The organism is Chryseobacterium indoltheticum, from assembly GCF_003815915.1.
GTDB lineage: Bacteria > Bacteroidota > Bacteroidia > Flavobacteriales > Weeksellaceae > Chryseobacterium > Chryseobacterium indoltheticum.
In genome coordinates this window covers 1,304,781-1,329,221 of sequence record NZ_CP033929.1, presented here as the reverse complement: position 1 = coordinate 1,329,221, position 24,441 = coordinate 1,304,781, and the positions used below count along the sequence as shown (strand labels likewise).

The window sequence follows — 24,441 nt, the reverse complement described above, 5'->3', positions numbered from 1 at the left end:
TTAAAAATCAACCTTTATTCCCAAAATAAAATTTCTTTTCGCTGCAGGATTATAATATCGGTTTCCAAAAGCATTGATGTCAAAACCTAAAACATACTCTTCATTATATAAATTCTGAACTTGCAGATATAAATTCACTCTTGTTTTCTCAAAATCTACCGGAAATCTAAATTGAATATTTCCAATTAAATTTGATTTCGAATAAACAGAATTCGCATCATTCAAAGGTATTTTTGAAGTATAAAAATGAGAATAATCAACATAAAGTTTTTTGAAAAAAGTAAAATTAAGCAAACTGTTTATCGTCGTTCTTGGAACTCCCGTTACATCATTTCCTGAAAAATCATTTTGATTTTGCTGATAATTTTTAAATTTAAAATCATAAAAACTTCCTGAAAATCTGAATTTCAACTGGCTGAAAAAATCATTTTTAAGATCAAAATTTTTAGACTCCAACAAAACTTCAAAGCCTTTCTGAACAGTTTCCCCTGAATTCACAAAATATTCCTGTCCGGCTTCATTTTGCCTTCTCACAATTGCATCATTGAGTCGAAAATCAAAATAGTTTGCTTCCACAAAAAAGGAATTTACAAACTGCTTTCGGATTCCCACTTCTTTATTCCAGCCATATTCCGGATTGAGATTGACATTAAATTCTTGTGTGGAAGAACGGATTTCTTCATTCGTTGGCGCAGAATTTCCTTTTCCGATTTTCCCTCTAACCGAAAAACCTTTTTCTAAAAGATAGGTTACTCCAAAATTAGGAAGCCATTGATTTTTAAAATGTATATTTCCGTTTTCTGTTCGTGGATAAAGCCTTTCCCAATCGTAAGAATTAGAATTTAAACTTACCGAAATATCGCTAAAAAATTTTTTATTAACATTTAATTTCTGAGATAGAAAATAAAACCCTGAAGTATTTTTGATCTGATCAAAATTTTGTGGATTTCCTTCAAAACCGTTGTTATTATCATAATTTTTAACGAAAATATCATTAATTCCACCTTCAAAACCGAATCGGTAGGCTAATGAAATTTTATCCCACATTTTCTCATAATTAAAATGGGTTCTTACCGCAAAATTCTTTTCAAAACGGTTTTCAAAATTGGTAATAAACGGATTTTCAAAATCTACGTAAGAGCCCTGAACTAAAATAAAATGCAAAAAATTATGATTAAATTGATATTCATTTGAAAGCCCCGCAAGAATCATTTTATTGCGAATTCCTGCGTTCTGTTCTTCAGCACCCGGAAGTGTTGCAGTTCCCGGTCGGGCTTGCTTTCTGTCAATATTCATCTGCTCCAAAGTCAGTCCGCCCGGAGTTTGATAATCAAGATCAGAATACATCAACATTCCTTTTAAAATTCCCTTTTCTGAATATTGAAAATTATCTTTTATAAAGATTTGCTTTCTCTTTACTTTCGACTGTTCACGATAAGAATCGGTTTGATAATAATTTTGAAAAACTTCCAAAAAATGTTTCCCGATTTGTTTAGAAAAATTAAAACTCTGGTTAAACGTTCTATAACTTCCGGTGGATAAATTAGCTGATAAATTGTCTGAAGATTTTGTTTTTAAAAGCACTGTTCCGCCAGTTACAGCTCCATAATCCCCACTTTCCGGGCCTTTATAAATTTCCATTCGATCAATAAGTTCTGGAGAAATCACATTAAAATAAGTATTTCCGGAAGCGTCTGACAAAATAAAATCATCCAGATAAACCTTTACATTCCGAACTCCAAAAGGTGAGCGTAAAGTGCTTCCACGAAGCGAAATCCTGTAACTTCCTGGGGAACGTTCTTCCATTCTTGCTCCTGCAATTTGATTGATCGATTCCAGCATTCTTTCCGGTGTATTTTGATTGAGTAAATTTTCTGAAACTACCGAAACTGATTTTGTAGAAGCTATAAAAGTAGTAGGTTTTTTATAGGCATCAATTTTTACTTCTGAAATTAAGTTGACAGAATCTTTTTTTTGAGACAGTAAAAATGTTGCGGACAGGGTTGAAAGAAGAAAATATATTTTTGTCATTGTGCAATGCAAAGCAAAAATTATACTGTTTTTTGTTTATTTAAAATTAATGTTTTGTGAATTAATCAAAAAAAAAGAAAGCTGCAAATTTGCAACTTTCTTATATCATTTAAAATATTTAGTCAACAATTTCCTTGTTGTCTTTAATCATCCATGGAACAATAAAGTAGAATGCAATAGCAATCAAGGTTGCCAACACTCCGGTACCAATCCATAAAACGGTAAATCCTAGTTTTTCAGCAATCAAAGTTCCCAAATATGGGGTCACAATAAATGCGATTGAAAAAGAAATTCCATTCAACCCCATATAGGCGCCTTTGTTGTTTTTTCCTGATCTTAAGGCGGTGATCGTCGACATAAAAGGCAATGCCCAAATCTCACCAATCGACAATAAAGTCATTGAAATTACTAAAGTGATAATACTATAATCGAAGCCCAACATCGCATAAGAAAGCCCACAAATAAAGGTTCCTAAAAACATGGTTCTAGCTAAGCTCAGATATTTTTCGGCAATCTGAACCAATCCCATTTCTAATAACACAACTATAAATCCGCTGTACCCTAATAAATAACCGATATTTTGCTGACTTAAGTGAGCAGTATCCGTATAAAAAATTGTCAAAGTACTGAATAGCTGGAAAAAACAGATTGAAAAAAGCATACACAAGAAACAGTAAATTAAAAATTTATTATCCTGATAAGGAGAATTTTCTTTTTTAATCTCAATCGCTTCTTTCACTTTTCTTGCTTTCAGTTTTGCGAGTTTATTGCGTTTTCGAAAGAATATAATGTATAAAATCCCGGCCAATAAAGCTGCTAAAGCATTTGAAAAGAATAAAAACTCATAAGAAATTGCCGACAAAATTCCACCTAAAGCCGGACCGATAGAGAATCCTAAATTGACCGCCATTCGGTTTAATGAAAATGCTCTTGTAATATTTTCCGGTTTCGCATATTTGGTAATCGCAACTGAATTTGCCGGACGAAAGGAGTCACTTACAATACTTTGAATCAAAATAATAGCAGCAACTCCCACTTCCGTTTTAAAAAGAGGAATTAAACAAAACAGCGGAACGCTCAGCAACAAACTGAGATACTGTACTTTATACTCCCCAATTTTATCGGTGATAAATCCGCCTATCCAAGAACCAATTACAGAACCGATCCCGAAAAAGCTAAGTACAATTCCTGTATGTTCTATACTGAATTTTAAATGTGCAGTCATATAAACTCCCAAAAATGGGAGCACCATCGAACCTGCACGGTTGATGAGCATTACCAATGCAAGCATCCAGCTTTCTTTCGATAGCCCTTTGTATGAACTGGCGTATATATGTAATAGTTTCACAATTTTCTAATTTTAATTTGATGATAATTCGTTGATAATTTTTGATAGAATTTCATCTTTTATTTATTAAATTATCTTTTTTCATTGATAGGATTTTCATCCTATCCTTTATTAAATCGTCTCTTCGGGACTTTTAAACACAAATAGCATTAATATTTCTCATTAATAACACAAAAAATATTCAAGTATTCGTGGCATTTTATGGTACAGTAATATTTAAAAACAAAAAACAGAGCTTAAAAATTAAGCCCTGTTTCATTTATATGATATAAATAAATTTTTTACTCCGGCTTATAAGAGTCTTTTAACGTCACAGTTCTATTGAACACAAAATTTGTATCTGTAGAATCCTGATCTTTCGTAAAGTAGCCAATTCTCTGGAACTGAAGCGGTTCACCCACAGCAACATCCTTTAAACTAGGCTCACCAAATCCTTGAATTATATTGACAGATTCAGGGTTAATGAAATTTAAGAAATCTACATCTTTCTCAGCATCAGGCTGTTCAACAGTGAATAATTTTTCGTAATTTCTTACTTCAATAGGAATTGCATGCTGCGCAGAAACCCAGTGAATGGTACCTTTTACTTTTCTCAAACTTTCTTCAGTTCCGCTTCCAGATTTAGATTTTTCGTCATAAGTAGCGTAAATGGTTGTAATCTCTCCATTTTCATCCTTCTCTACTCTTTCGCCTTTAATGATGTAAGCAGACTTTAAACGGACTTCGCCACCCAGTCTTAATCTAAAGAACTTATTGCCCGCTTCTTCCTTGAAGTCTTCGCGCTCAATATATAATTCTCTTGAGAAAGGAATTTCTCTTGTTCCTGCATCTTCCTGCTCATTATTATTTTCGGTAGTCAACCATTCCTCCTTGCCTTCTGGATAATTTTCAATGACCAATTTGATAGGATCTACAACGGCCATCACACGTTTAGCCACTTTATTAAGATCTTCACGAACACAAAAATCTAATAATTGGATTTCAATTAAATTTTCTCTTTTTGCAACCCCAACTTTATCAATAAAGTTTCTGATTGCATTAGCCGTGAAGCCTTTTCTCCTCATTCCGGAAATTGTAGGCATTCTAGGATCATCCCAACCATTGACTACATTTTCAGCGATTAGCCTTTGTAGTTTTCTTTTGGAAGTGATCATATAAGAAACGTTCATTCTCGCAAATTCTCTTTGCTTATTTTTAACCTTACCTTCTTCGTATACTTGGTCTAAATACCAGTTGTAAAGTGGTCTATGGTTTTCAAACTCCAAAGAACATAATGAATGCGAAACTTGTTCTAAATAGTCAGATTCACCATGCGCCCAGTCATACATTGGATAAATTTTCCAGGCAGTACCTGTTCTGTGGTGAGGCTTATTCAAGATTCTGTACATCACAGGGTCACGCATGTTCATATTTGGTGAAGCCATGTCAATTTTTGCACGAAGAGACATTGAGCCACTTTCAAATTCGCCGTTTTTCATCCTTTCAAATAAATCTAAAGATTCTTCAACAGGACGATTTCTAAATGGAGATTCTACTCCCGGTTCTGCAGGATTTTTTCTTTGCTCGGTAATGACTTCAGAAGGTTGCTCATCAACGTAAGCTTTTTCTTCCTTAATCAATTGTACAGCCCAATCGTAAAGCTGCTGGAAGTAATCGGATGCGTACAATACTTTATCCCACTTAAAACCTAGCCACTCGACGTCTTTCATAATAGAATCTACAAATTCCTGCTCTTCTTTTTCAGGGTTTGTATCGTCGAAACGAAGGTTTACGGGAGCATTGTATTTTTCACCCAAACCGAAGTTGATGCAGATCGCTTTTGTGTGACCTACATGCAAATAACCGTTTGGTTCAGGCGGAAAACGGAAACGGATCTGATCTTGTTTCAAACCGTTTGCCAAATCATCTTCGATAATTTGCTCAATAAAATTGAGTGTTTTTTTTTCTTCTTCCATTAAAATTCGCTTTAAAATGTCGTATTATCTGACAATCTGCAAATTTAAGAAATTTAATGGGTTTTAAGAAATTATAGTTTAAAAGCTAAATTAATAAATTTTCATTTCAATTTGGCACAATATTTTCTATGTATAAAAACGCATTTAGTAATTATAACATTAAATCTTTAGTAATTACTTAATTAATAAAGATTATTGCTAAAATATTGTATTTACAAACTTTAACAAAAATCATCACCATGCAAAAAATTAGAAGACATATATTCTATTTTTTAGAATATATAAAGAAAGCAATCTTCATTGAAGACGTTGTATAATGTCTTTTAAGCAATTTGATTTTAATACTAATTGATTTTGAAAAACAATTTGTCGCCAATCAGATCAAGATGCGTTTTAAAATTATTAGTAAACAGGTTTCCTGTGCCCAATCCCTGAGGAATAAAATTATCTTTCGTAAAAGTGTACTGCGCAATAGCGTTTAATCCAATATTACTTTCTAAAGCAGATGTAATCCACCACTTTATATTTTGCTGCTCAGCTACAGATATCCATTCGTCAGAACCTGCAAAACCTCCGACCAAAGCTGGCTTCAGAATAATGTATTGAGGTTTTATTTTTTCTAAAAGTTTCTTCTTTTCGTTTAAATTAAAAATTCCGATCAGCTCTTCATCAAGCGCTATTGGAGTCGGGGTGTCCGCGCACAAAACTGCCATATCATCCCAATTTCCAGCTTTTATGGGCTGCTCGATAGAATGAATATGTAAATCTGAAAGCTGTTGCAGTACGACTTGTGCTTCTTCTTTAGAAAACCCGCCATTGGCATCAACTCGTAATTCTAACTGTTCTTTTGAAAATTTTTGTCTTAGTTTTTGAAGAATAGCATGTTCAGACTTCCAATCGACACCGATTTTTAATTTGATACAATGAAAGCCTTGTTCAAGTTTTTCCTGAATCTGCTCTTCCATAAAATCTATATCCCCCATCCAGATTAAACCATTAATCGTCATTGAGCCTTTCTCATTTGTAAATTCGCTTGGAAAATAAAGTTTCCCGCCGTGTTTTAAATTCAACAAAGCTTGCTCGTAGCCAAACCAAATTGATGGAAATTCTTTTAATTCTTCTTTTAAAAATTTAAAATCCTGATTTATATTTTCACAGAGCCAGTTCATTTTCCCTTCATACTCTGGGGTGTCATCATAGCTCAACCCTCTGAATAGTGCACACTCTCCTACTCCTTTGTTTGCATTTTCAAAAATTTCAAGAATGTAGGTTTCTTTAGTAAGCAAAACGCCGCGAGATGTTCCACTCGGGCGCTTGAATTCTAATATATATTTGTAATATTTTGCTGTCATTTATTTTACGCTGTCAATTCGCATAAATTCTTCTGCCTTTTCCACCATCTCAACACTTCCACAGAAAAAAGGAATTCTTTGGTGAAGCTCTGTCGGCTCAATTTCCATAATTCTTCTGAAACCGTCTGTAGCCTTTGCACCAGCTTGTTCCGCTAGGAATGCCATAGGATTACATTCATATAATAATCTCAACTTTCCATTTGGTGATTGGCCGTATGACGGATAAATATAAATTCCGCCTTTTAACATATTTCTATGAAAATCAGCTACTAAGGAACCAATATATCTTGAAGTGTAAGGACGATCGCCTTCCTCCATCTGACAATATTTCAGGTAATTTTTAACTCCTTGCGGAAACTTGATATAATTTCCTTCGTTGATTGAATAAATTTTACCTGATTTCGGGAATGTCATATTTGGATGGGATAAATAATATGTTCCCAAAGAAGGATCCAAAGTAAACCCGTTTACACCGTTACCAGTGGTGTAAACAATCATTGTAGAAGATCCGTAAATCACATATCCTGCAGCAATCTGGTTAATACCTTTCTGTAAAAAATCTTCTAGCTGCACAGGAGTTCCCGGCTCTGTAACTCTTCTGTAAATTGAGAAAATAGTTCCCACAGAAACATTTACATCAATATTTGAAGAACCGTCTAATGGATCGATCAGAACGACATATTTGCTTAAATGCCCATTTTCTCCGCATTTAATATCAATAAAATCATCGTTCTCTTCAGAAGCAATACCGCAAACAACTTCTCTTTGAGAAAGTGCAGTGATAAAAATATCGTTGGCAATCACATCAAGCTTCTGTTGCTCTTCACCCTGAACATTCTGGTTTCCTGCAGCTCCTGCAATATCTACAATTCCTGCTTTGTTTACTTCTCTGTTTACAACTTTGGACGCCAGTCTTATAGCACTTAGAAGGCGCGAAAATTCCCCAGTGGAATACTGAAAATCTTCCTGCTTATCAATTAAAAATTCTCCTAGGGTCTGTAATGGTTGATCTGACATTTTTATGTTTTTACTTTACTGCCAAATTTCGTAAATTTTATCACATTAAAAAACATTTTCTTACAAAAGACCTTAGACACTATTAATCAACACTATATCAATCATATTTCTATATACACAGCATAATTTTATCCGTGTAACTATTCCCAATTGTACCATCAAACAGCAAATATTACCTGTACTTTACTTCAATTTTAAGCAAATCTTAATTCAATCCCGGTTCAACGCTATTTCATATCTCATCGTAATTCCATAATTTTGACCTCCGAAAAAAAAACCAATCTTTTTTATCTAACAATTTTATTCTTAACAATTTAATGAAAATTTTCAAGTTTGGAGGCGCATCGGTGAAAGATGCCGAGAGTGTAAAAAATGTATCCATGGTTCTTAGCAGCCAGGGTTTTGAAAAATGTCTACTTGTAATTTCAGCAATGGGTAAAACGACCAATGAGCTGGAAAAAGTGGTAGAAATGTATTTCAAAAAAGATAACTATCAAACTGAAATAGAACATATAAAACAGAAACACATCGAAATAGCTAAGGGGCTTTTCTCGGAAGATCATGCAGTTTTTGCAGAAATCAATTTGTTTTTTGATGACATTGTTTCATTTTTAAGAAGAAATAAATCTCCAAATTATAATTTTGTTTACGATCAGGTAGTAAGCTGCGGAGAAATGATTTCCACTAAAATTGTGAGCGAATATCTGAACGATATACAATTTACCAACCAGTGGCTTGATGCAAGAGATTATATAAAAACAGACGATTCTTATAGAGACGGTATCGTAAACTGGCAGAAAACTGAGGAATTTATCTCAAATCTTAATCCTGACATCTGCTATGTAACCCAAGGTTTCATTGGCTCTGATGATAATAATTTTACAGTGACTTTAGGAAGAGAGGGCTCAGATTATTCTGCTGCTATTTTCGCGTATTGCCTTAATGCAACGGCAATGACTATTTGGAAAGATGTTCCGGGAGTGATGACTGGTGACCCTAGAATCTTTAAGGATGTAACTTTATTATCTAATATCTCTTACGAGGAGGCAATAGAGTTAGCTTATTTTGGTGCGAGTGTTATCCATCCAAAAACTTTGCAGCCACTTCAACAAAAAAATATTCCTTTTTATGTGAAATCTTTTGTCGATCCTACAAAAGAAGGAACTAAAGTAGGTGCTTCTGATAAAAATCAAAGTGAAGAATCTTATATTTTAAAGGATAACCAAACATTACTAAAAATTTACACAAGAGATTTCTCTTTCATCGCAGAAGACCACATGAGTTTGATCTTCAATAATTTAGCTAAACACAAAATCAAAGTTTCTTTGATGCAGAATTCTGCAATTTCGCTGGCACTATGTCTTGAAGATAAATTCCTTAAAATTGAGGAGCTTAATAATGAACTTCAGAAAATTTTCAAGACAGATGTTATAAAAAATGTATCTTTATTTACTGTAAGAAATGCAAAAATGGAGAACATTGACAAGTTTTACCAAGAAAAAAATGTATTATTGGAACAGATTTCAAAAAATACACTTCAAATGGTAACATTATAAAACTAATTCGGACTAAACACACATGAGCTTAATATCGAAAAATGATTTAATCAAGGCTTCCGGCTTGCATAAAATAGGGTTTCTTAAAAATCCTGTGGCATCTGCTGTTATGAGCATTGCAAAAATAAATGAAGTCAACAGACTTTATGATAAGCTGAAAGACAAAGAGGGAAAAGATTTTTTCGATTCTTTTGTAAGAGAGAGAAATTTGAGCTATGTTGCTTTTGAAGAAGACTTGGCAAAAATTCCGAAAACCGGTCCTTTTATTTTGGTTTCTAATCATCCTCTGGGTGCTATCGACGGGATTTTGATGTGCAAAATTCTTTCCGAAGTTCGCCCGGATTTTAAAGTGATGGGGAATTTTCTTTTAGAAAAAATAAAACCCATGGAACCGTTTGTGATTGCTGTAAACCCATTTGAAGGCAGAAGGGAAGTGCGAAACAGCTCAACCGGAATGCGCGAAACTTTGAAGCATCTTGAAAATGGAGGCTGCGTAGGAATTTTTCCTGCCGGAGAAGTTTCAAATAAAAATAATCCATACGGAGAAATTCTGGATAGAGATTGGGAAAAACCTGCTTTAAAGCTTATAAAAATGGCAAAAGTACCCGTTGTTCCGATGTATTTCCATGCTAAAAACAGCACTTTATTTTACCAGGTAGCCAAGATTCACCCTAATTTGCAGACGATTATGCTTCCTGCAGAAATGATGAATGACCGCGAAAAGCCAATCCGAATAAGAATAGGGAAACCTATCACGGTAAAAGTGATGGACGAGATGGAAAACATTGAGGAACTGGGTGAATTTTTGAAACGTAAGGTTTATATGATGAAATCTTATTATGAAAAAAGAAAATCTCTGGCGCAGGCTATTAATCTTAAAAATTTATACGTAAAATTCCCTTTATTAAGAGAAGAAAATATTGTTCAGAATATCATTGATGAGACTCCGAAAGAAGATATTATAAAAGACATCAATAAACTGAGAGGCACAGATAAAATGCTTTTCAGTAATGGTAACTACGAAATATATTTTACTCCATATGAGCAGATTCCTTCAGTAATGCGGGAAATAGGAAGACAGAGAGAACTTACCTTTCGTGCGGTGGGTGAAGGAAGTAATCTTCCCTTTGATCTTGATGAATATGACAAACACTATCATCACCTGTTTTTATGGGATAACGCTGCAGAAAAACTAGCCGGAGCATACAGAATGGCTTTGGGTAAGGATGTGATGAAAAAGTTTGGTATTAAAGGCTTTTACACCAGTTCTCTTTTTGAATTTGAACAAGATATCCATCCTTTTTTCAAAAAAGTAATCGAAATGGGACGGGCTTATATTTGTGAAGAGTATCAGCAAAAGCCACTTCCTTTGTTCCTTTTATGGCGCGGGATTGTACATGTTTGCTTAAGAAACCCCGATCATAAATTCCTGATGGGAGGCGTAAGCATTTCTAATAAATTTTCAGAGTTTTCTAAATCTTTAATGATTGAGTTTATGCGATCAAACTATTATGATTCTGCAGTAGCTCAATACATTACCCCACGAAATGATTTTAAAGTAAAGCTTAGAGATCGTGATAAAAATCTTTTTTTAGATGAAATGGAATCTGATTTAAATAAATTAGATAAAATCATTGACGATCTTGAGCCTGAATTGAGAATGCCGGTTTTAATTAAAAAATACATCAAGCAAAATGCAAAAGTGATTGCTTTCAATGTTGATCCAAATTTTAACGATGCGATTGACGGCTTGATGTATATCAGAATAAGTGACCTTCCGGAAAGTACCATTAAGCCTGTTTTAGAGGAAATGAGTGAGCAAATAAGAAAAGAACAGGAAAATAATCAGACTGAAAATCAGTAGGTTTTAATTTATTGGCAAAAAATTTTAATTAATACTTGCTTCATATACCAAAACTTCCTACTTTTGCATCACTTTAAAACAACGAAGTAAATCATACAACAATATAATGGTTTCTTAGCTCAGTTGGTAGAGCAATGGATTGAAAATCCATGTGTCCCTGGTTCGATTCCTGGAGAAACCACTTAAACCGCCTTTCATTAGGCGGTTTTCTTTTCAAAATTGTTTAAAAGTAAATTTGCAGAATTTAATATTTATTATTACTTTTGCACCACTTCAAAAACGAAGTACAACACAAAATGGTTTCTTAGCTCAGTTGGTAGAGCAATGGATTGAAAATCCATGTGTCCCTGGTTCGATTCCTGGAGAAACCACAAACCGCCTTTTATAGGGCGGTTTTTTTGTTTATTATTTTAATGAAAGTTTCATTATTCATATAAAACCAAAATTAAGTATCTTCGTTTCTTTAAATTTATAATGAGAATGAGAAAGATTATCTCCGGGTTATTTATTTTTATCAATGTCTTTATTTTGGCTCAGGATGAGATTAAATTTCAGGATATCCCTTTTAAGGATCTTATCGCAAAGGCAAAAAAGGAAAATAAGCTCGTATTTATCGATGCATACGCTTCTTGGTGCGGTCCCTGTAAAATGATGGAGAAAAATATTTTTACCAAAAAATCTGTGGGAGATTTTTACAATAAAAACTTCGTCAACGCAAGAATTGACATGGAAAAAGGTGAAGGACGAGAAGTTGCTCAAAAATTTGGCGTTCGATCGTATCCTACTTATCTATTCCTAAATGGCGATGGCGAATTGGTTTCACAAAATTATGGTTACATGGAAGAAAGTTTATTTCTGGCAATGGCACAAGAAATAAACGCCCCGAATAACAAAAAAGGTTCTTTGAAAGAGCGTTTTGCAAATGGTGAAAAGGACAAAGATTTTTTGATCAATATCATGAAGCTGAATTCAAGTTCAGATTATGAATTTGCTAAAAAAGCTTCTGAAAGATATTTTGAAAATAAAAGTAAAGACGAAGAATTCACAAAAGATGAGGCCGGACTTTTATTTTATTTTCTGAAGTCATCTGATGATGTAAATTATAAAACTTTTGTTGCTAAAAAGGCTGAAATCCTAAAGTTTTTACCCGAAGAAAATTACAATGAATTTAATAACCAACTGGTTTTAGGCAAAGTTGTTGAGGAATCTATTGATGATAAAGCTAAAAAAATCAATGACGCTTATTTTCTAAAAACTGCGGAACCTTTAGTGGGAAAAGAAGCTGCTCTTACAAAACTTAACCAGACCAAACTGGCTTATTACGAGCAAAATTCGAATTTTCCAGAATATGAAAAAGTAGCTTTAGATTACTATAAAAATGCTGATACATTTGAACCAAATGAGCTTTTAAAAGCAGCATGGATATTTTCAGATCATATAAAAACGCAATCTTCTTTGAAGAAAGCTGCAGAATGGGCTGAAAAGTCTGTTATGCGTGGTGAAACATCGGAGAACACTTATATTTTAGCCAAACTTTATTTTAATTTAGGAAGTAAAGATTTAGCCAAAAACTTTGCTGAGCAATCTAAAAACATTGCTAATCAATCGGGTAAAGACGCAAGTTTAGCACAAGCATTATTAAACCAAATTAAATAAGAATACATTTTGAAATATAAAATTTTTAGCGCTGCTTTAAGCTTATTTTCAATAATACATATTAGCGCGCAGGAAAATCAGACTGAAGAGATAAAATCTGAAACTGACAAAAAAGTATACATAAAAGGAAATGCTTTATTAATTCCGATCGGAATTATTAATTTAGGTTTAGAGCATCAAATAAATAAGAAAATAACAATACAGGGAGATGTTTTAATATCTCCCTGGAAATCATTTTCCGGCCATGAGTTGCAGTATTACTCTGCATCGATTGAAGGGAGATACTATTTCAGAGAAGCTTTTGACGGGTGGTATTTAGGTGCAAATATTGGAGTATCATCTTTTGTATTGCAAAAATGGAATTACTGGAATGATGATCCATACCCAAGTAAAAATGAAGAAAATGTAATTTTTACAAAATCAAATCTTTATCAAAAAGGATATTCATTTTTAGCTGGAATCACTGCAGGGTACCAGTTTAAATTATCCGATAATTGGAGAATGGATTTATATGGTACGATAGGAACTTCACAGGATTTTTACAAAGGGTATGATCGAGTATCAGGTAAAAGATATGATGAAAAGCCAGACGGTTACAACAGAAGCGGCGAAATAATTCCTTACAGAGGAGGAGTAATGATTTCTTACAGATTAAAATAAAATGAAACTACTAGGAAGAAACCATATTATCATATCGGTTATTACATTTGCAATATTATTCCTGATGAATTATCTCGGGAATCATGAAGCTGATAAATTAGAACGTGCATTAATGACTGCTTGTGCTGGCGTTATAGGCTTATCCATCGGACTATTTATTTTGAATAAAGGTAAAGATGATAAGAATCCGCCTCAGAATTTTGATTAATAAATAGAGAACATAAAAAAATGTCAACTGTAAAATTTACAGTTGACATTTTTTAATCTTGATAAATAATATATTTACTCCTGATTTTCGAAAACTTCTCTAAGTTTGATTTCCAGGAAGATTTGATTTCTTTTTCAGATTTACCCGAGATAATTTGTTTTCTCAACTCATCACTTCCTGCCAAAGTATCAAAGAAAAGATTTTTAAGAAAGAAATCCTGCTGCGGATTTTTATAATTTTTATACGCTTTGAGTAGCCATTCTAAATTGATTTCCCTTAAATCTTTAGAATAATCGGAAAGATTTTCACCATAACATAATTTACCATTCAGGAAAGGATCTTTTGCTCCGAAATTGGGTTTTGGAGTAAACTGATAAGGCAGATCTTTTGTCCATGGTGAGCCATAAACCTGAAACGGAATATCTGTTCCTCTCCCTACAGAAACCTGAGTTCCTTCAAAAAAACATAAGCTTGGATACAAATTTATCGATTGGTCATTCGGCAAATTAGGGGAAGGTTTATCTAAAATTGAATACCGCTGTTTCTTATGATAGTTCTGCATTTCAATTAAGGTATATTTTGCGTGAACTCCATTTTTCAACCATTTTTCACCATTTACCATTTTTCCGTATTCTCCGATGGTCAAACCATACACCACAGGAACTTCATGCATTCCTACAAAACTTTCCCATTTTTTCTTTAAAACAGGGCCGTCAATATATCCGTCGTGAGGATTTGGCCGATCGAGCACCATAATTTCAACATTATTTTCAGCTCCGGCTTCCATTAAATAAGTTAAAGTTGAGATATACGTATAAAATCGTACCCCAACATCCTGAATATCAAAAACAACAATATCAATTCCTTTTAACTGTTCCGGTTTCGGCTTTTTGTTCGGTCCATAAAGCGAAACAATAGGGATTCCTGTTTTAATGTCTACTCCATTTTTCACTTTTTCGCCAGCATCAGCATTCCCTCGGAAACCATGTTCAGGAGCAAAAATAGTTTTGATTTTTATATTATTTTTCACCAGAAAATCTACCAGGTGAGTCTTGTCTTGTAATAATCCTGTTTGATTGGTAACAATACCAATTGTTTTATTCTTCAGAAGCGGAAGATAGAGTTCCGGGCGGTCTGCACCAGTTTTAAAACCTTCTTTATTTGATGTCTGAGAATAATATTGACTGAATACTCCTAAAAAAATTAGGCAAATAAGAACTAAAGTTTTAATTTTGAAATTTAAATTCATAAGCTTGAAATTTCCATTATATTTTTCCCGAAAAATAGCGTTTTCCAAAGATAACAAAAATAACCTTTCTCGGGTTATCATCTTCATCGGCAGGCTGTCTGTAGCGCTGGGAATTATCGTTTCGCTCATCACTGTTTCTACAGGATTGGGTTCAAAAAAAGCGATTAAAGAAAGATTGGGAGATTTCAGTGGTCACATTACGGTAAGATCTACCAAATCAAATTCATCTTACAATACTTCGGTTCTCGATAATCAAGGATTGGATATTAAAAAAATCAAAGCTCTTCCCGATGTTGCGACAGTACAGGGATATGCAATGGTAACCGGAATTATGCGTAATGAAAACAGCTTTGCCGGAATCATTTTTAAAGGTGTCGGTAAAGATTTTGACAGTTTGAGGTTCAAAAAATTTCTGACTGCCGGAAAAACTCCTTTTTTGAATGGAGAAGGCTACAACAACGGCGTTGTCATTTCAGAAAAAATAGCTAATGATCTTCATCTGAAAGTAAACGACAGCATTGTTACTGTTTTTTCAAAGGCTGATCAAAAACCTATTTACAGAAACTTTGAAGTTGTAGGAATCTACAAAACCGACATCAAAATGATCGATGAACAGTTTGTGGTCGGCGATATCAATCACGTACGAAGAATTATGGATATGAAGCCTGATGAAATTGGCGGGCTCGATGTATTCTGCAAAAATATTAATAATGTTGACGAAGACGCTCCTGAAGTTGAACAATTCATAGGATATAAAAATTATGCAGAAAAAGCAACCGATAAATATCCGCAAATAAACGATTGGATCGGTCTCTTTGACACCAATATCGGTATTATTATTTCAATCATGCTTTTGGTGGTCATCATCAATATCATCATGGTATTGCTGATTCTTATCATCGAAAGAACCAATTCTATTGGCTTGCTTAAAACGTTGGGTGCAACGAACGGACAGATTCGTGCGACCTTTATCAACTATACTTTGATTATCATGGTTCCGGGGCTTTTGTGCGGAAACCTCATCGGACTCGGGCTTTTAATTACCCAAAAATATACAGGAATTATAAAACTAAATCCTAATAATTACTATGTAAGTGTAGTTCCCGTTGACCTTAACCCATGGATTATTATTTCTATTTCGATAGGTGTTTTAATTATTTCGGGAATGGCTTTGGTGATCCCAAGTTATCTGATCAGTAAAATTTCTCCTGTAAAAGCGATTAAGTATAATTAGTGAATTGTCAATTTAGCTTCGCTAGTGAATTGTGAATTATTAATTACAAATTTTGTTTTTCATAAAGTTTGTCATTTCGTAGAAATCTAAGCGGGCATTTTGTGATTCGACTGTGGAGATTCTTACAGAATGACAAAATGAGTGGACATTTATTATAAAATACTTTTGAGATTTCTACGCTACGAGACAACGTTCACAGACTTGCAATCTGCTCGCAATGACAAATAATTGTAATGTGACAAATACCTTAGCCCCGATGTTCTATGTTACTATGCAAATTATTCAGGTTAAAATTTTAAAGTTTTTTTGATAATCTGGTTGATAATTGATTTTATTTTTTACCACTCCAAAACATATTCTCAGTAGCTTGTTACATACTGCAATTAAAGCTAATTTTTTAGGTTTCCCCTGAGAAAGAAGTCTTTCATAAAACTCTTTACATTGTTTGTTATGCTTAATTGCCGTCCACGAACAAACATATAACAAGCCCCTGATATGATTCTTTGAGGTTCTGCATTTTCCCGGGGAATATGATTTCTTTCCCGATTGATAAATACGGGGTGCCAAGCCAAAATATTTAGATAATGATTTTGCTGAATTAAAGTTTTTAAATCCTGAAGTAGCCGTCATCAGTTGAAGAGATGTCTTTTCACCAATGCCAGATACACTTTGTAGTAATGCTTTTGTTTCCTTAAACTCTTCATCCTGGAGCCCAGGGAGACGGCTTATAACTTCTTTAATCTCTTTTTCTAATTGTTGTAATCTTCTTTCATAATGTTTTTCTGTGTTTGGATTAATCTGAGCATTATAGCGAAGAGATTTTAACTTCACTCCATATCTCCTTTTTTCTTCCTCCAAATCATTGAGAAGCTTTAGTTCCTGATCAAGATGTTCAATATCAACACTTTTAGAAGTATAAATATCAGGTTTAAACATCTCTCCGTAAAGCCTGATCAGCTTGGCATCTTCAGCATCTGTCTTGCTGATGATGTTTTTCATCCTTGCAAAATGCTTAACAGACATACAGTTTATCAGACTTGATTCAAAGCCCTGAACTAAGGATAAATGTAAAATACGACTGCTGTAATTTCCTGTGGCCTCAATGACAAAACAATAATCTTCTATCCGCAGTTTCTTTAGAAATGACAAAATAGAGCGCTGGGTATTTTCTATATTAAAAACCTGATCTCTGTTTTCAAAATCATTAAAGCTTACTGTTAAAAACTTCGCTCCGACATCTACTCCAATTACTTTTTTTGATATTTTTGACATACAAAATTCTTTTTTAAAGAAGTTTTCTTCTGATCCACCATGGTAAAAGTTATGGCTAAACAACGTTCTATCCGGATTTGGAAGAAAACAGCAGCAGGGGAATAAAATCGGGGACGATATCTAAGTATCAGTGAAGCGTCTGCCTTTATCCTGCTGCTTTTATCTTTAGGTTAATTTTTTAACTAATTTATTAAAGTACATTTACTAATGCAAACTTACCATTGCAGTGAAAATCCTTTTTTGAAAAAAAAGATTGTAACGAAAAGCGGGAAAAAGCTCCTGATTAAATTGATGGGTATAGCGTTGAAAAGTTTTATTGGAAACGCTCTTAATTCTTCATTTTTAATTATTAATTATTTGAAAACCGTATCTTTGTCAGGCATAAAAAACATTTGTGAAATCGCTGTGTAGACTTTTAAATCGCATAAGTGTACGAAGATAAGCGATAACATATGACCATAAAAAAAGAATAAAGCTACATATGAAATACGCAGAAAATATACTTGAAACCATTGGAAATACCCCTCTTGTAAAGCTTAATAAAGTTTTGGGTGAAGATTTTCCAGCATTGGTTTTGGCAAAAGTAGAAACTTTCAACCCCGGAAATTCGGTAAAAGACAGAATGGCCGTAAAAATGATTGAAGACGCCGAAAAAGACGGAAGACTAAAACCAGGGGGAACGATCATTGAAGGTACTTCAGGAAATACAGGGATGGGATTGGCTTTGGCAGCCATCATCAAAGGTTACAAATGTATTTTTGTAACAAACGCTAAACAGTCAAAAGAAAAATGTGATATTCTTCGTGCCGTTGGAGCTGAAGTTATCGTTTGTCCTACAGACGTAAAACCTACAGATCCTCGTTCTTATTATTCAGTTTCAAAGAGATTGGCAAAAGAAACGGAAAACGGATGGTACGTTAATCAATATGATAATTTGTCTAACAGAGCTGCTCACTACGATTCTACCGCTCCTGAAATCTGGGAACAAACGGAAGGAAAACTGACTCATTTTGTTGTTGGAGCCGGAACGGGCGGTACCATTACAGGGTGCGGAACTTTCTTTAAAGAAAAAAATTCTGATATAAAAATAATCGGAGTCGATACGTATGGTTCTATCTTAAAAGAAATTCACGAAACGGGAGAAATTAATCTAGGAAACGCTTACAGCTACATTACAGAAGGTATTGGTGAAGATATTCTTCCTGAAAATTACGATATGTCTGTGATCGATCATTTCGAAAAAGTGACCGATAAAGACGGTGCTATTTATGCAAGAAAACTAGCTAAAGAAGAAGGTATTTTCTGTGGATATTCTGCAGGAAGCGCAATGGCAGCTTTGGTACAGATGAAAGATCAGTTCACAAAAGATGATATCATTGTTGTACTTCTTCACGATCACGGTTCAAGATACGTTGGGAAAATCTACAACGACGAATGGATGAAAGAAATGGGTTGGTTAGAGTAATCAGCTTTTCATTATAAAACAAAACTCAGAGTATTTGCTCTGAGTTTTTTATTTATTTAAATTGTCTAGTCATGATGAAACAACAATACACAACAAATCATTTAAAAATACTAACAATTAGCTTTGTGTATTCGTGGCTATTAACTTTTATACGCATATTTACAAAGATACCCTTCTCATCATTTACGAAAATTCATACAATCAGTATTAGTTTAGTATCCTATATTTTTGCCACGAATGCACAAATTTTATTTATAAACAAGATTTTGATGATTACTTAAAAGCATTAAATTTATTGAGGAAGCAAAAATTTTAAAGCAAACGATTTTTCTAAGTTCTATTTCAAAACATTCGTTTGCACCGCTTGCTTCAGCAATTCGAAATCTGCTTCCTGCATTGACTTTTTTGGAAACATATAATTGAATTTCCCTTCTAAACCGATAAATTTATCGCTGATCTCTGCAGCCGTGAATTCTGTCCAAAGACTGGTTTCTTTATTGTCATTAAGGTTTACTTTAAAAACTTTAGCATTAAACTGAATTTGGTAAATATCTGTATTTTCAAGTGTTTTAAGATATTTTACCACTTCCTTTTTCCATTTTGAAACTTTATTGATCGCTAAAGATAAGTAGACCGCACAAAGCAGAAAAAGGAAACTCACAAAGTATAAAATCCCGAATTTCTCTTTACTTAAATCATCTTTAAAGTAAAATAAAACCAACAAAATCACAGCTACTACGATTGTGGTGATCAACTTCCCTTTCACAGTTGGTGAGAAAAAAAGGCTTCCCTGGTCTCCATGAAGGTAAATCTCTTCAAAATCTTTTTTGTTGATCTGTAAATTAATGATCTTATCGTCGTTGAGTCTTGCCATGTAATGAGTTTTTATAGTTTACAAAACTAAATTAAATATCCTCATATTTATCACTTATCGCCGAAAGTTTTTGCATTAACTCACGGTTGATCTGATTTAAATTTTCCATTTTCTGAAGCATATTGTGGATTACTTCAAGACCGGGAAGATTAATTTCCAGATCGTAATGCCAATTGGTAAATCGCTCAAATGTGGGAAGATCTTCATACATCAGATAACGAATTTCATTATCCGTCTCTATATTCAGCAAACCCGAATCTACCAATTCATCAAAAAAAGTAATTTCAATATTATAAATCTGTACGAGCTCTTCGCGTGATATTCTTTCACTCATAGCTTAGGAATTTTTAAGTTGTTCAAAAAGTTCTTTCTGCTTATCTGTAAGATCGGTCGGCAATTTTACATCATACGTCACAAATAAATCACCAAATTGACCGTCTTTTTTATAGATTGGAAAGCCTTTTCCTTTTAGTCTTACCGTTGTTCCGTTTTGTGTTCCGGGTTTTACTTTCAGATTAACGCTTCCCTCCAAAGTGCTTACATACACTTCGCCGCCTAAAACTGCCGTGTAAAGATCAATTGTAACTTTAGTTTTCAGATCATCTCCTACTCTTTCAAAATTAGGATCAGGATTGATATTAAAAGTAATATACAAATCTCCGCTCGGACCGCCGTTAACGCCCGGATTTCCGTGACCTTTTAATTTTATTTGCTGCCCGTCATACACTCCGGCGGGAATTGTGATTCTTACCTTTTTACCATTGATATCAAAAGTCTGCTGATGCGTTGTTGCTGCTTCTTTTAAGTTTAAATTTAATTCTGCCTGAACATCCTGACCTTTAAACTTTCCGGAGGCACTGCCGCGTGAACTTCTCCCGAAACCGCCACCTGCTCCGCCAAACATGCTTTGGAAAAAATCTGAAAAATCTTCACCTTCTCCAAAATCGGCACCAGAGAATCCACCGCCGTAGTTTCCGCCTTGATATTGCTGTCTTTGCTGTTGTTGGGCTTTTTCGTATTCTTCACCATGCTTCCAGTTTTCACCATACTTATCGTACTTGGCACGGTTTTCAGGATTACTGAGCACTTCATTGGCTTCATTCAGCTCTTTGAACTGTTTTTCTGCCTCTTTGTCGTTCGGATTAAGGTCTGGATGGAGTTTTCTTGCCTGTTTGCGATACGCTTTTTTAATAGCATCCTGAGTTGCGCTTTTGTCTACGCCTAAAATTTTGTAATAATCTATATAAGCCATAGAAACGAATGTTTACTCAAATTTAGAAAAATTAAGGCGAACATGCATCTAAGAAATTGTTAAAAATAAATCTATCTTTGATAAAAATCAGGCTGAACGTCGCCATTACTAAACTGAAGTTCAAATACTGATTAATACAATAATTAGTCAGAAACAAGAAATATCCACCTATGAAAGAGGTCTTAAAAAACTATTCCGGAATTTTGCTTTTACTTCTGGGAATCACCGTGGGAAGTATTATCGGTATTATTGCTCCACAAATCGTGGAGTACATAAAACCTCTGGGGGACATTTTCCTTAATCTTCTTTTTGTAAGTGTAGTTCCGCTTGTATTTTTTGCCGTTTCAAATTCCATTGCTTCTCTTGAGCAGGAATCTAAGTTTGGTAAAATCCTTCTGGTAATGTCTTTTACATTTCTCTTTTTTATATTGACTGCAGCAGTTTTTACGATTAGCGCAGTCTATCTTTTTCCCGTTTCATCCATATCAGGAAGTACAGAACTGATTACTGAAGCTACCAAAGAAGAAAATTGGGGCGATAGAATTGTAAGCTTTTTTACCGTTGGTGAGTTTACCGAATTGTTTTCCCGAAAAAATATGCTCGCGCTTCTTATTTTTGCTTTCCTTACCGGTTTTGCAGCCAGAAAATCAGGCGAAAACGGGAAACCATTCAGGGTTTTTATTGCTTCAGGCTATGAAGTAATGAAAGAACTTCTTTTAATGATTATGAAAATTGCACCCATCGGTTTGGGAGCATACTTTGCATATCAGGTTGCCACATTGGGACCTCAGCTTTTTGGTTTTTACGCTAAACCGCTTGGTTTATATTACGTTGCAGGAATTATCTACTTCTTTGTCTTTTTCACGCTCTATGCTTTTATGGCAAACGGACAAAACGGAATAAAAAGTTTCTGGAAAAATGCAATTCTTCCGACCTTAACCGCATTGAGTACCTGCAGTAGCTTTGCAACAATGCCCACCAATTTGGTAGCTGCATCACGGATAGGAGTTCCAAGTTCGATTGCCAATTTGGTGATACCGATTGGGACGACATTGCATAAAAACGGTTCGTCAATGTCTTCGATTATTAAAATATATGTAGCTTTTCAGATTATCGGGAGAGATTTTTTTGAACCTTCTAATCTTTTGCTAGCTTTAGGAATCACTGTTTTCGTAAGTATCGTCGCTGGTGGAATTCCGAATGGTGGTTATATTGGTGAAATGCTGATGATTTCTGTTTACAGCTTGCCACAGGAAGCTATTCCCGCCGTGATCATTATCGGAACTTTGGTAGATCCGTTGGCGACGGTTTTGAATGCGGTCGGAGATGTTGTAGCGGCGATGTTTGTGAATCGGTTCGTGAAGGTTTGATTTATCCATCTATAAAACTGTTCATCAATAAAATTGCAAGTCCTTACAACTTGCACTTTGTATAATCTAAAACGAAACTTTCTTTTATTCTGCCAATACCTCATCAATGATCTGACGGATTCTCTTATTATTAAGCTGGGTTTTGAATTCTGCCTTGTATCCATCTATTGTTAACTGATTAAAGAATTCTTTAGCACAATCTATTTTGGCATCTTCTATTTTCCTTAAAGAAGATTTTTTATCAATATCTTTCGTTTCTACAATAATGTTGAGGATCTTCTCACCATTATCCTTTTTACGAGATACATAAGTCGGGACTGTAGAATATAAATGCTTTTCCGTTGGTATTCCTTCTATAAACTTGGTTCCGATTAAACCTTGAGTAATCTCTGGCTTTGGAGAGCCATCAACATAGGTAAGTGAGGTCGCTTTTCTTCCAAGATTGGCTTTTGAGTAACTGAATCTTCCTGCCAGTTTCTCAATCTTCCAATTGCTATAAACTGAACCCACTGCCCTCTCAAAAAAGACTGCGCATCCATCGTGTGATGACTGCGCAGTGAAGAGGTCTTCGGTGCGCAGTGACGGGGTTGTGACTGCGCAGTGATTTTTAGTATTATTTGTCTTTGGTGAAATCGGCAACACTTAATGCATCTTCGATTCTCTTTCCCGGACGGTAATTTACCTTGGCACTTTTGATGAGTGTAGATGTGAATTTCTCTTCGGTTTCTGCACCACTGCTGCTAAGACTTGGGTAAAAGCTGCCCAGCTTGTCGAGCCGGATGATTTTTCCATTGACGAGTTCTTTCTGGATGACATTCTCCAGCGCAATGATAACCCCACGTATATCTGCCTCACTGAGTGCGGAGAATTTCTCTATCTCATCTACAAGATTGTCGATGGTCATCTCACCATCATACTTTACCTGTGCATACCATTTTTTGATTCCCCCGCCAGTCACGCCTGGTTCGCCACGTTCGATTACGGTGTACTTGATTGACATTTGTGTATTATTTAAATTATAAAATAAAATTATTAAATTTTTCTTTGCAATACTTGTCTCCAGATAAACTTCTACAATGCTTGAGATTTATATCGACAATATCTAAGTAAAAGAAAATCTGTGAAGTCTATGAGTGGAAAAAAATATCCTACAGACTTCACAGATTTTTACAGATTCAATTGAAATCAACACAAGTATAAATTCAGTTAAACTACTTCGTGGTTCTTATGGTAAGCTTTTCTACTAGCATACATGGGACAACCAAGACTATTGTTTTGAAATACTTTGTGGTTCCTGATGCGGACTTTATTTATTCACTTCGTTTTACCTCTTCTAAATTCTTCAATTCATCCGCCGTAAAAAGTTTGTAATGCACTTTAAAGGTTTTTCCTAAAGGGGTTTCCAGAGAAAACCCGCCCGGACCGAAACCTTCTAAAATATCTAATGTAAAATGCGAGTACTGCCAATATTCGAAAAGGTCGCGGTCGATCCAGAACTCATGTCCGTTGATGGTTCCGATCATTGCATCGTTCATTCTTGGAAAATAACCTCCTTTCTCAAAACATTGTGGCTGCGTTCCTTCACAACAACCTCCGGCCTGGTAAAACATCAGATCACCATACTTTTTCTCTAGCTCCCAGATTACCTCCAATGCTTTTTCTGTAACTGAGAGTCTTGATATTTTTTTTGTTTCCATAATGATTTTTTTATTGTTCTTTTGTCTTGAAACAAAAGAACCAAAAGTTCAAGACTTGGATTCTTTCGCTGAAAATTAATTCAATTCACTGAAAATTCTAAACTTGCGCGAGAACTTATTTTTCCCTTCGGTTGAACATTTGTATCGCGCTTCAGGCAGAAGAATTTTCTTAACGCTTCAGACTCCTAAGTCATTTTAAAGTCTTTCAAACAGAATTTGGTTTATTAAACTTTGATTAAGTCGAGCTTAGTCTTTGTCTATTTTATAAAGTTAAAAAAAGCCTGACAAAACAAGCATTGTCAGGCTTTACATAAACCAAATATAGGGACGTGTTTTTCACACCACTTCTGCGTGAGGGATAGGAAGGGCGGCGAGTTCCTC

Annotated in this window: 21 protein-coding genes and 2 tRNA genes; 10 read left to right on the top strand and 13 right to left on the bottom strand. The window is 34.5% G+C overall.

The window, feature by feature from the left end; genetic code table 11:
- The 5 genes from EG358_RS06155 to fbp form a co-directional block, all read right to left on the bottom strand.
- Positions 1–2,031, bottom strand: a complete 2,031-nt coding sequence (locus EG358_RS06155; protein ID WP_076561867.1) for a TonB-dependent receptor — start codon at positions 2,029–2,031, stop codon at positions 1–3.
- A gap of 118 nt (positions 2,032–2,149) precedes the next feature.
- Positions 2,150–3,322, bottom strand: coding sequence for an MFS transporter (locus EG358_RS06150; protein WP_083677077.1), 1,173 nt, complete (start codon positions 3,320–3,322; stop codon positions 2,150–2,152).
- 338 nt (positions 3,323–3,660) lie between these two features.
- Positions 3,661–5,334, bottom strand: coding sequence for a glutamine--tRNA ligase/YqeY domain fusion protein (locus EG358_RS06145; protein ID WP_076561869.1), 1,674 nt, complete (start codon positions 5,332–5,334; stop codon positions 3,661–3,663).
- A gap of 344 nt (positions 5,335–5,678) precedes the next feature.
- Positions 5,679–6,686, bottom strand: a complete 1,008-nt coding sequence (locus tag EG358_RS06140) for an o-succinylbenzoate synthase (protein WP_076561870.1) — start codon at positions 6,684–6,686, stop codon at positions 5,679–5,681.
- Positions 6,687–7,703, bottom strand: a complete 1,017-nt coding sequence (gene fbp, locus EG358_RS06135) for a class 1 fructose-bisphosphatase (RefSeq protein WP_076561871.1) — start codon at positions 7,701–7,703, stop codon at positions 6,687–6,689.
- Positions 7,704–8,020: 317 nt separating this feature from the next.
- Between fbp and EG358_RS06130 the strand changes: the two genes are divergently transcribed.
- From EG358_RS06130 to EG358_RS06100, 7 genes are all read left to right on the top strand, one after another.
- The gene (locus EG358_RS06130) at positions 8,021–9,259 is read left to right on the top strand and encodes an aspartate kinase (RefSeq protein ID WP_076561872.1); all 1,239 of its coding nucleotides are present in this window, start codon (positions 8,021–8,023) and stop codon (positions 9,257–9,259) included.
- Between the two features lie 22 nt (positions 9,260–9,281).
- On the top strand, positions 9,282–11,123 hold the full coding sequence (locus EG358_RS06125; RefSeq protein WP_076561873.1) for a lysophospholipid acyltransferase family protein: 1,842 nt from the start codon (positions 9,282–9,284) through the stop codon (positions 11,121–11,123).
- 108 nt (positions 11,124–11,231) lie between these two features.
- Positions 11,232–11,304: transfer RNA gene (locus tag EG358_RS06120), tRNA-Phe, on the top strand.
- A 117-nt stretch (positions 11,305–11,421) separates the two neighbouring features.
- Positions 11,422–11,494: transfer RNA gene (locus EG358_RS06115), tRNA-Phe, on the top strand.
- A gap of 109 nt (positions 11,495–11,603) precedes the next feature.
- A complete protein-coding gene (locus tag EG358_RS06110) occupies positions 11,604–12,779 on the top strand; it encodes a thioredoxin family protein (protein WP_076561874.1) in 1,176 nt (391 codons plus the stop codon).
- 9 nt (positions 12,780–12,788) lie between these two features.
- Positions 12,789–13,439 carry a DUF3575 domain-containing protein gene (locus EG358_RS06105; RefSeq protein ID WP_083677078.1) on the top strand — a complete coding sequence of 217 codons (651 nt, stop codon included), beginning with the start codon at positions 12,789–12,791 and terminating at the stop codon, positions 13,437–13,439.
- 1 nt (position 13,440) lies between these two features.
- Positions 13,441–13,647, top strand: coding sequence for a hypothetical protein (locus tag EG358_RS06100; RefSeq protein WP_076561875.1), 207 nt, complete (start codon positions 13,441–13,443; stop codon positions 13,645–13,647).
- A 52-nt stretch (positions 13,648–13,699) separates the two neighbouring features.
- On the opposite strand, the gene EG358_RS06095 is transcribed toward EG358_RS06100, so the two are convergent.
- On the bottom strand, positions 13,700–14,896 hold the full coding sequence (locus EG358_RS06095) for an exo-beta-N-acetylmuramidase NamZ family protein (protein ID WP_076561888.1): 1,197 nt from the start codon (positions 14,894–14,896) through the stop codon (positions 13,700–13,702).
- Positions 14,897–14,900: 4 nt separating this feature from the next.
- Here EG358_RS06095 and EG358_RS06090 point away from each other — a divergent pair, with 4 nt between their 5' ends.
- A complete protein-coding gene (locus EG358_RS06090) occupies positions 14,901–16,130 on the top strand; it encodes an ABC transporter permease (protein WP_076561876.1) in 1,230 nt (409 codons plus the stop codon).
- A 282-nt stretch (positions 16,131–16,412) separates the two neighbouring features.
- Here EG358_RS06090 and EG358_RS06085 read toward each other — a convergent pair whose 3' ends face one another.
- The gene (locus EG358_RS06085; protein WP_076563147.1) at positions 16,413–17,402 is read right to left on the bottom strand and encodes an IS110 family RNA-guided transposase; all 990 of its coding nucleotides are present in this window, start codon (positions 17,400–17,402) and stop codon (positions 16,413–16,415) included.
- Positions 17,403–17,883: 481 nt separating this feature from the next.
- Between EG358_RS06085 and EG358_RS06080 the strand changes: the two genes are divergently transcribed.
- Positions 17,884–18,867, top strand: coding sequence for a PLP-dependent cysteine synthase family protein (locus tag EG358_RS06080; RefSeq protein ID WP_076562609.1), 984 nt, complete (start codon positions 17,884–17,886; stop codon positions 18,865–18,867).
- A gap of 337 nt (positions 18,868–19,204) precedes the next feature.
- Here the strand turns inward: EG358_RS06080 and EG358_RS06075 are convergent, their stop codons facing one another.
- The 3 genes from EG358_RS06075 to EG358_RS06065 are packed head-to-tail and all read right to left on the bottom strand — an operon-like array spanning position 19,205 to position 20,993.
- Positions 19,205–19,741, bottom strand: a complete 537-nt coding sequence (locus EG358_RS06075; protein WP_076562611.1) for a hypothetical protein — start codon at positions 19,739–19,741, stop codon at positions 19,205–19,207.
- A gap of 31 nt (positions 19,742–19,772) precedes the next feature.
- Entirely contained in the window at positions 19,773–20,075 is a 303-nt protein-coding gene (locus EG358_RS06070; RefSeq protein WP_076562613.1) for a chaperone modulator CbpM, read from the bottom strand.
- A gap of 3 nt (positions 20,076–20,078) precedes the next feature.
- Complete coding sequence (locus tag EG358_RS06065; protein WP_076562615.1) at positions 20,079–20,993, bottom strand: DnaJ C-terminal domain-containing protein; 915 nt, start codon at positions 20,991–20,993, stop codon at positions 20,079–20,081.
- 170 nt (positions 20,994–21,163) lie between these two features.
- On the opposite strand from EG358_RS06065, the gene EG358_RS06060 reads away from it, so the two are divergent.
- On the top strand, positions 21,164–22,363 hold the full coding sequence (locus EG358_RS06060; protein WP_076562617.1) for a dicarboxylate/amino acid:cation symporter: 1,200 nt from the start codon (positions 21,164–21,166) through the stop codon (positions 22,361–22,363).
- A gap of 84 nt (positions 22,364–22,447) precedes the next feature.
- Here EG358_RS06060 and EG358_RS06055 read toward each other — a convergent pair whose 3' ends face one another.
- From EG358_RS06055 to EG358_RS06045, 3 genes are all read right to left on the bottom strand, one after another.
- Positions 22,448–22,873: a restriction endonuclease gene (locus EG358_RS06055; RefSeq protein WP_076562619.1), complete on the bottom strand. Its 426-nt coding sequence runs from the start codon at positions 22,871–22,873 to the stop codon at positions 22,448–22,450.
- Positions 22,874–22,976: 103 nt separating this feature from the next.
- Positions 22,977–23,363 carry an HU family DNA-binding protein gene (locus tag EG358_RS06050; protein ID WP_076562621.1) on the bottom strand — a complete coding sequence of 129 codons (387 nt, stop codon included), beginning with the start codon at positions 23,361–23,363 and terminating at the stop codon, positions 22,977–22,979.
- A 310-nt stretch (positions 23,364–23,673) separates the two neighbouring features.
- On the bottom strand, positions 23,674–24,060 hold the full coding sequence (locus EG358_RS06045) for a DUF779 domain-containing protein (RefSeq protein ID WP_076562624.1): 387 nt from the start codon (positions 24,058–24,060) through the stop codon (positions 23,674–23,676).
- Between the last annotated feature and the right edge of the window lie 381 nt (positions 24,061–24,441).

Bases quoted from the DNA above. Each gene is read 5' to 3' on its own strand.
- EG358_RS06155 (WP_076561867.1), bottom strand. From the start codon at position 2,031: ATGACAAAAATATATTTTCTTCTTTCAACCCTGTCCGCAACATTTTTA.
- EG358_RS06150 (WP_083677077.1), bottom strand. From the start codon at position 3,322: ATGCTTGCATTGGTAATGCTCATCAACCGTGCAGGTTCGATGGTGCTC.
- EG358_RS06145 (WP_076561869.1), bottom strand. From the start codon at position 5,334: ATGGAAGAAGAAAAAAAAACACTCAATTTTATTGAGCAAATTATCGAA.
- EG358_RS06140 (WP_076561870.1), bottom strand. From the start codon at position 6,686: ATGACAGCAAAATATTACAAATATATATTAGAATTCAAGCGCCCGAGT.
- fbp (WP_076561871.1), bottom strand. From the start codon at position 7,703: ATGTCAGATCAACCATTACAGACCCTAGGAGAATTTTTAATTGATAAG.
- EG358_RS06130 (WP_076561872.1), top strand. From the start codon at position 8,021: ATGAAAATTTTCAAGTTTGGAGGCGCATCGGTGAAAGATGCCGAGAGT.
- EG358_RS06125 (WP_076561873.1), top strand. From the start codon at position 9,282: ATGAGCTTAATATCGAAAAATGATTTAATCAAGGCTTCCGGCTTGCAT.
- EG358_RS06110 (WP_076561874.1), top strand. From the start codon at position 11,604: ATGAGAAAGATTATCTCCGGGTTATTTATTTTTATCAATGTCTTTATT.
- EG358_RS06100 (WP_076561875.1), top strand. From the start codon at position 13,441: ATGAAACTACTAGGAAGAAACCATATTATCATATCGGTTATTACATTT.
- EG358_RS06095 (WP_076561888.1), bottom strand. From the start codon at position 14,896: ATGAATTTAAATTTCAAAATTAAAACTTTAGTTCTTATTTGCCTAATT.
- EG358_RS06085 (WP_076563147.1), bottom strand. From the start codon at position 17,402: ATGTCAAAAATATCAAAAAAAGTAATTGGAGTAGATGTCGGAGCGAAG.
- EG358_RS06080 (WP_076562609.1), top strand. From the start codon at position 17,884: ATGAAATACGCAGAAAATATACTTGAAACCATTGGAAATACCCCTCTT.
- EG358_RS06075 (WP_076562611.1), bottom strand. From the start codon at position 19,741: ATGGCAAGACTCAACGACGATAAGATCATTAATTTACAGATCAACAAA.
- EG358_RS06070 (WP_076562613.1), bottom strand. From the start codon at position 20,075: ATGAGTGAAAGAATATCACGCGAAGAGCTCGTACAGATTTATAATATT.
- EG358_RS06065 (WP_076562615.1), bottom strand. From the start codon at position 20,993: ATGGCTTATATAGATTATTACAAAATTTTAGGCGTAGACAAAAGCGCA.
- EG358_RS06060 (WP_076562617.1), top strand. From the start codon at position 21,164: ATGAAAGAGGTCTTAAAAAACTATTCCGGAATTTTGCTTTTACTTCTG.
- EG358_RS06050 (WP_076562621.1), bottom strand. From the start codon at position 23,363: ATGTCAATCAAGTACACCGTAATCGAACGTGGCGAACCAGGCGTGACT.
- EG358_RS06045 (WP_076562624.1), bottom strand. From the start codon at position 24,060: ATGGAAACAAAAAAAATATCAAGACTCTCAGTTACAGAAAAAGCATTG.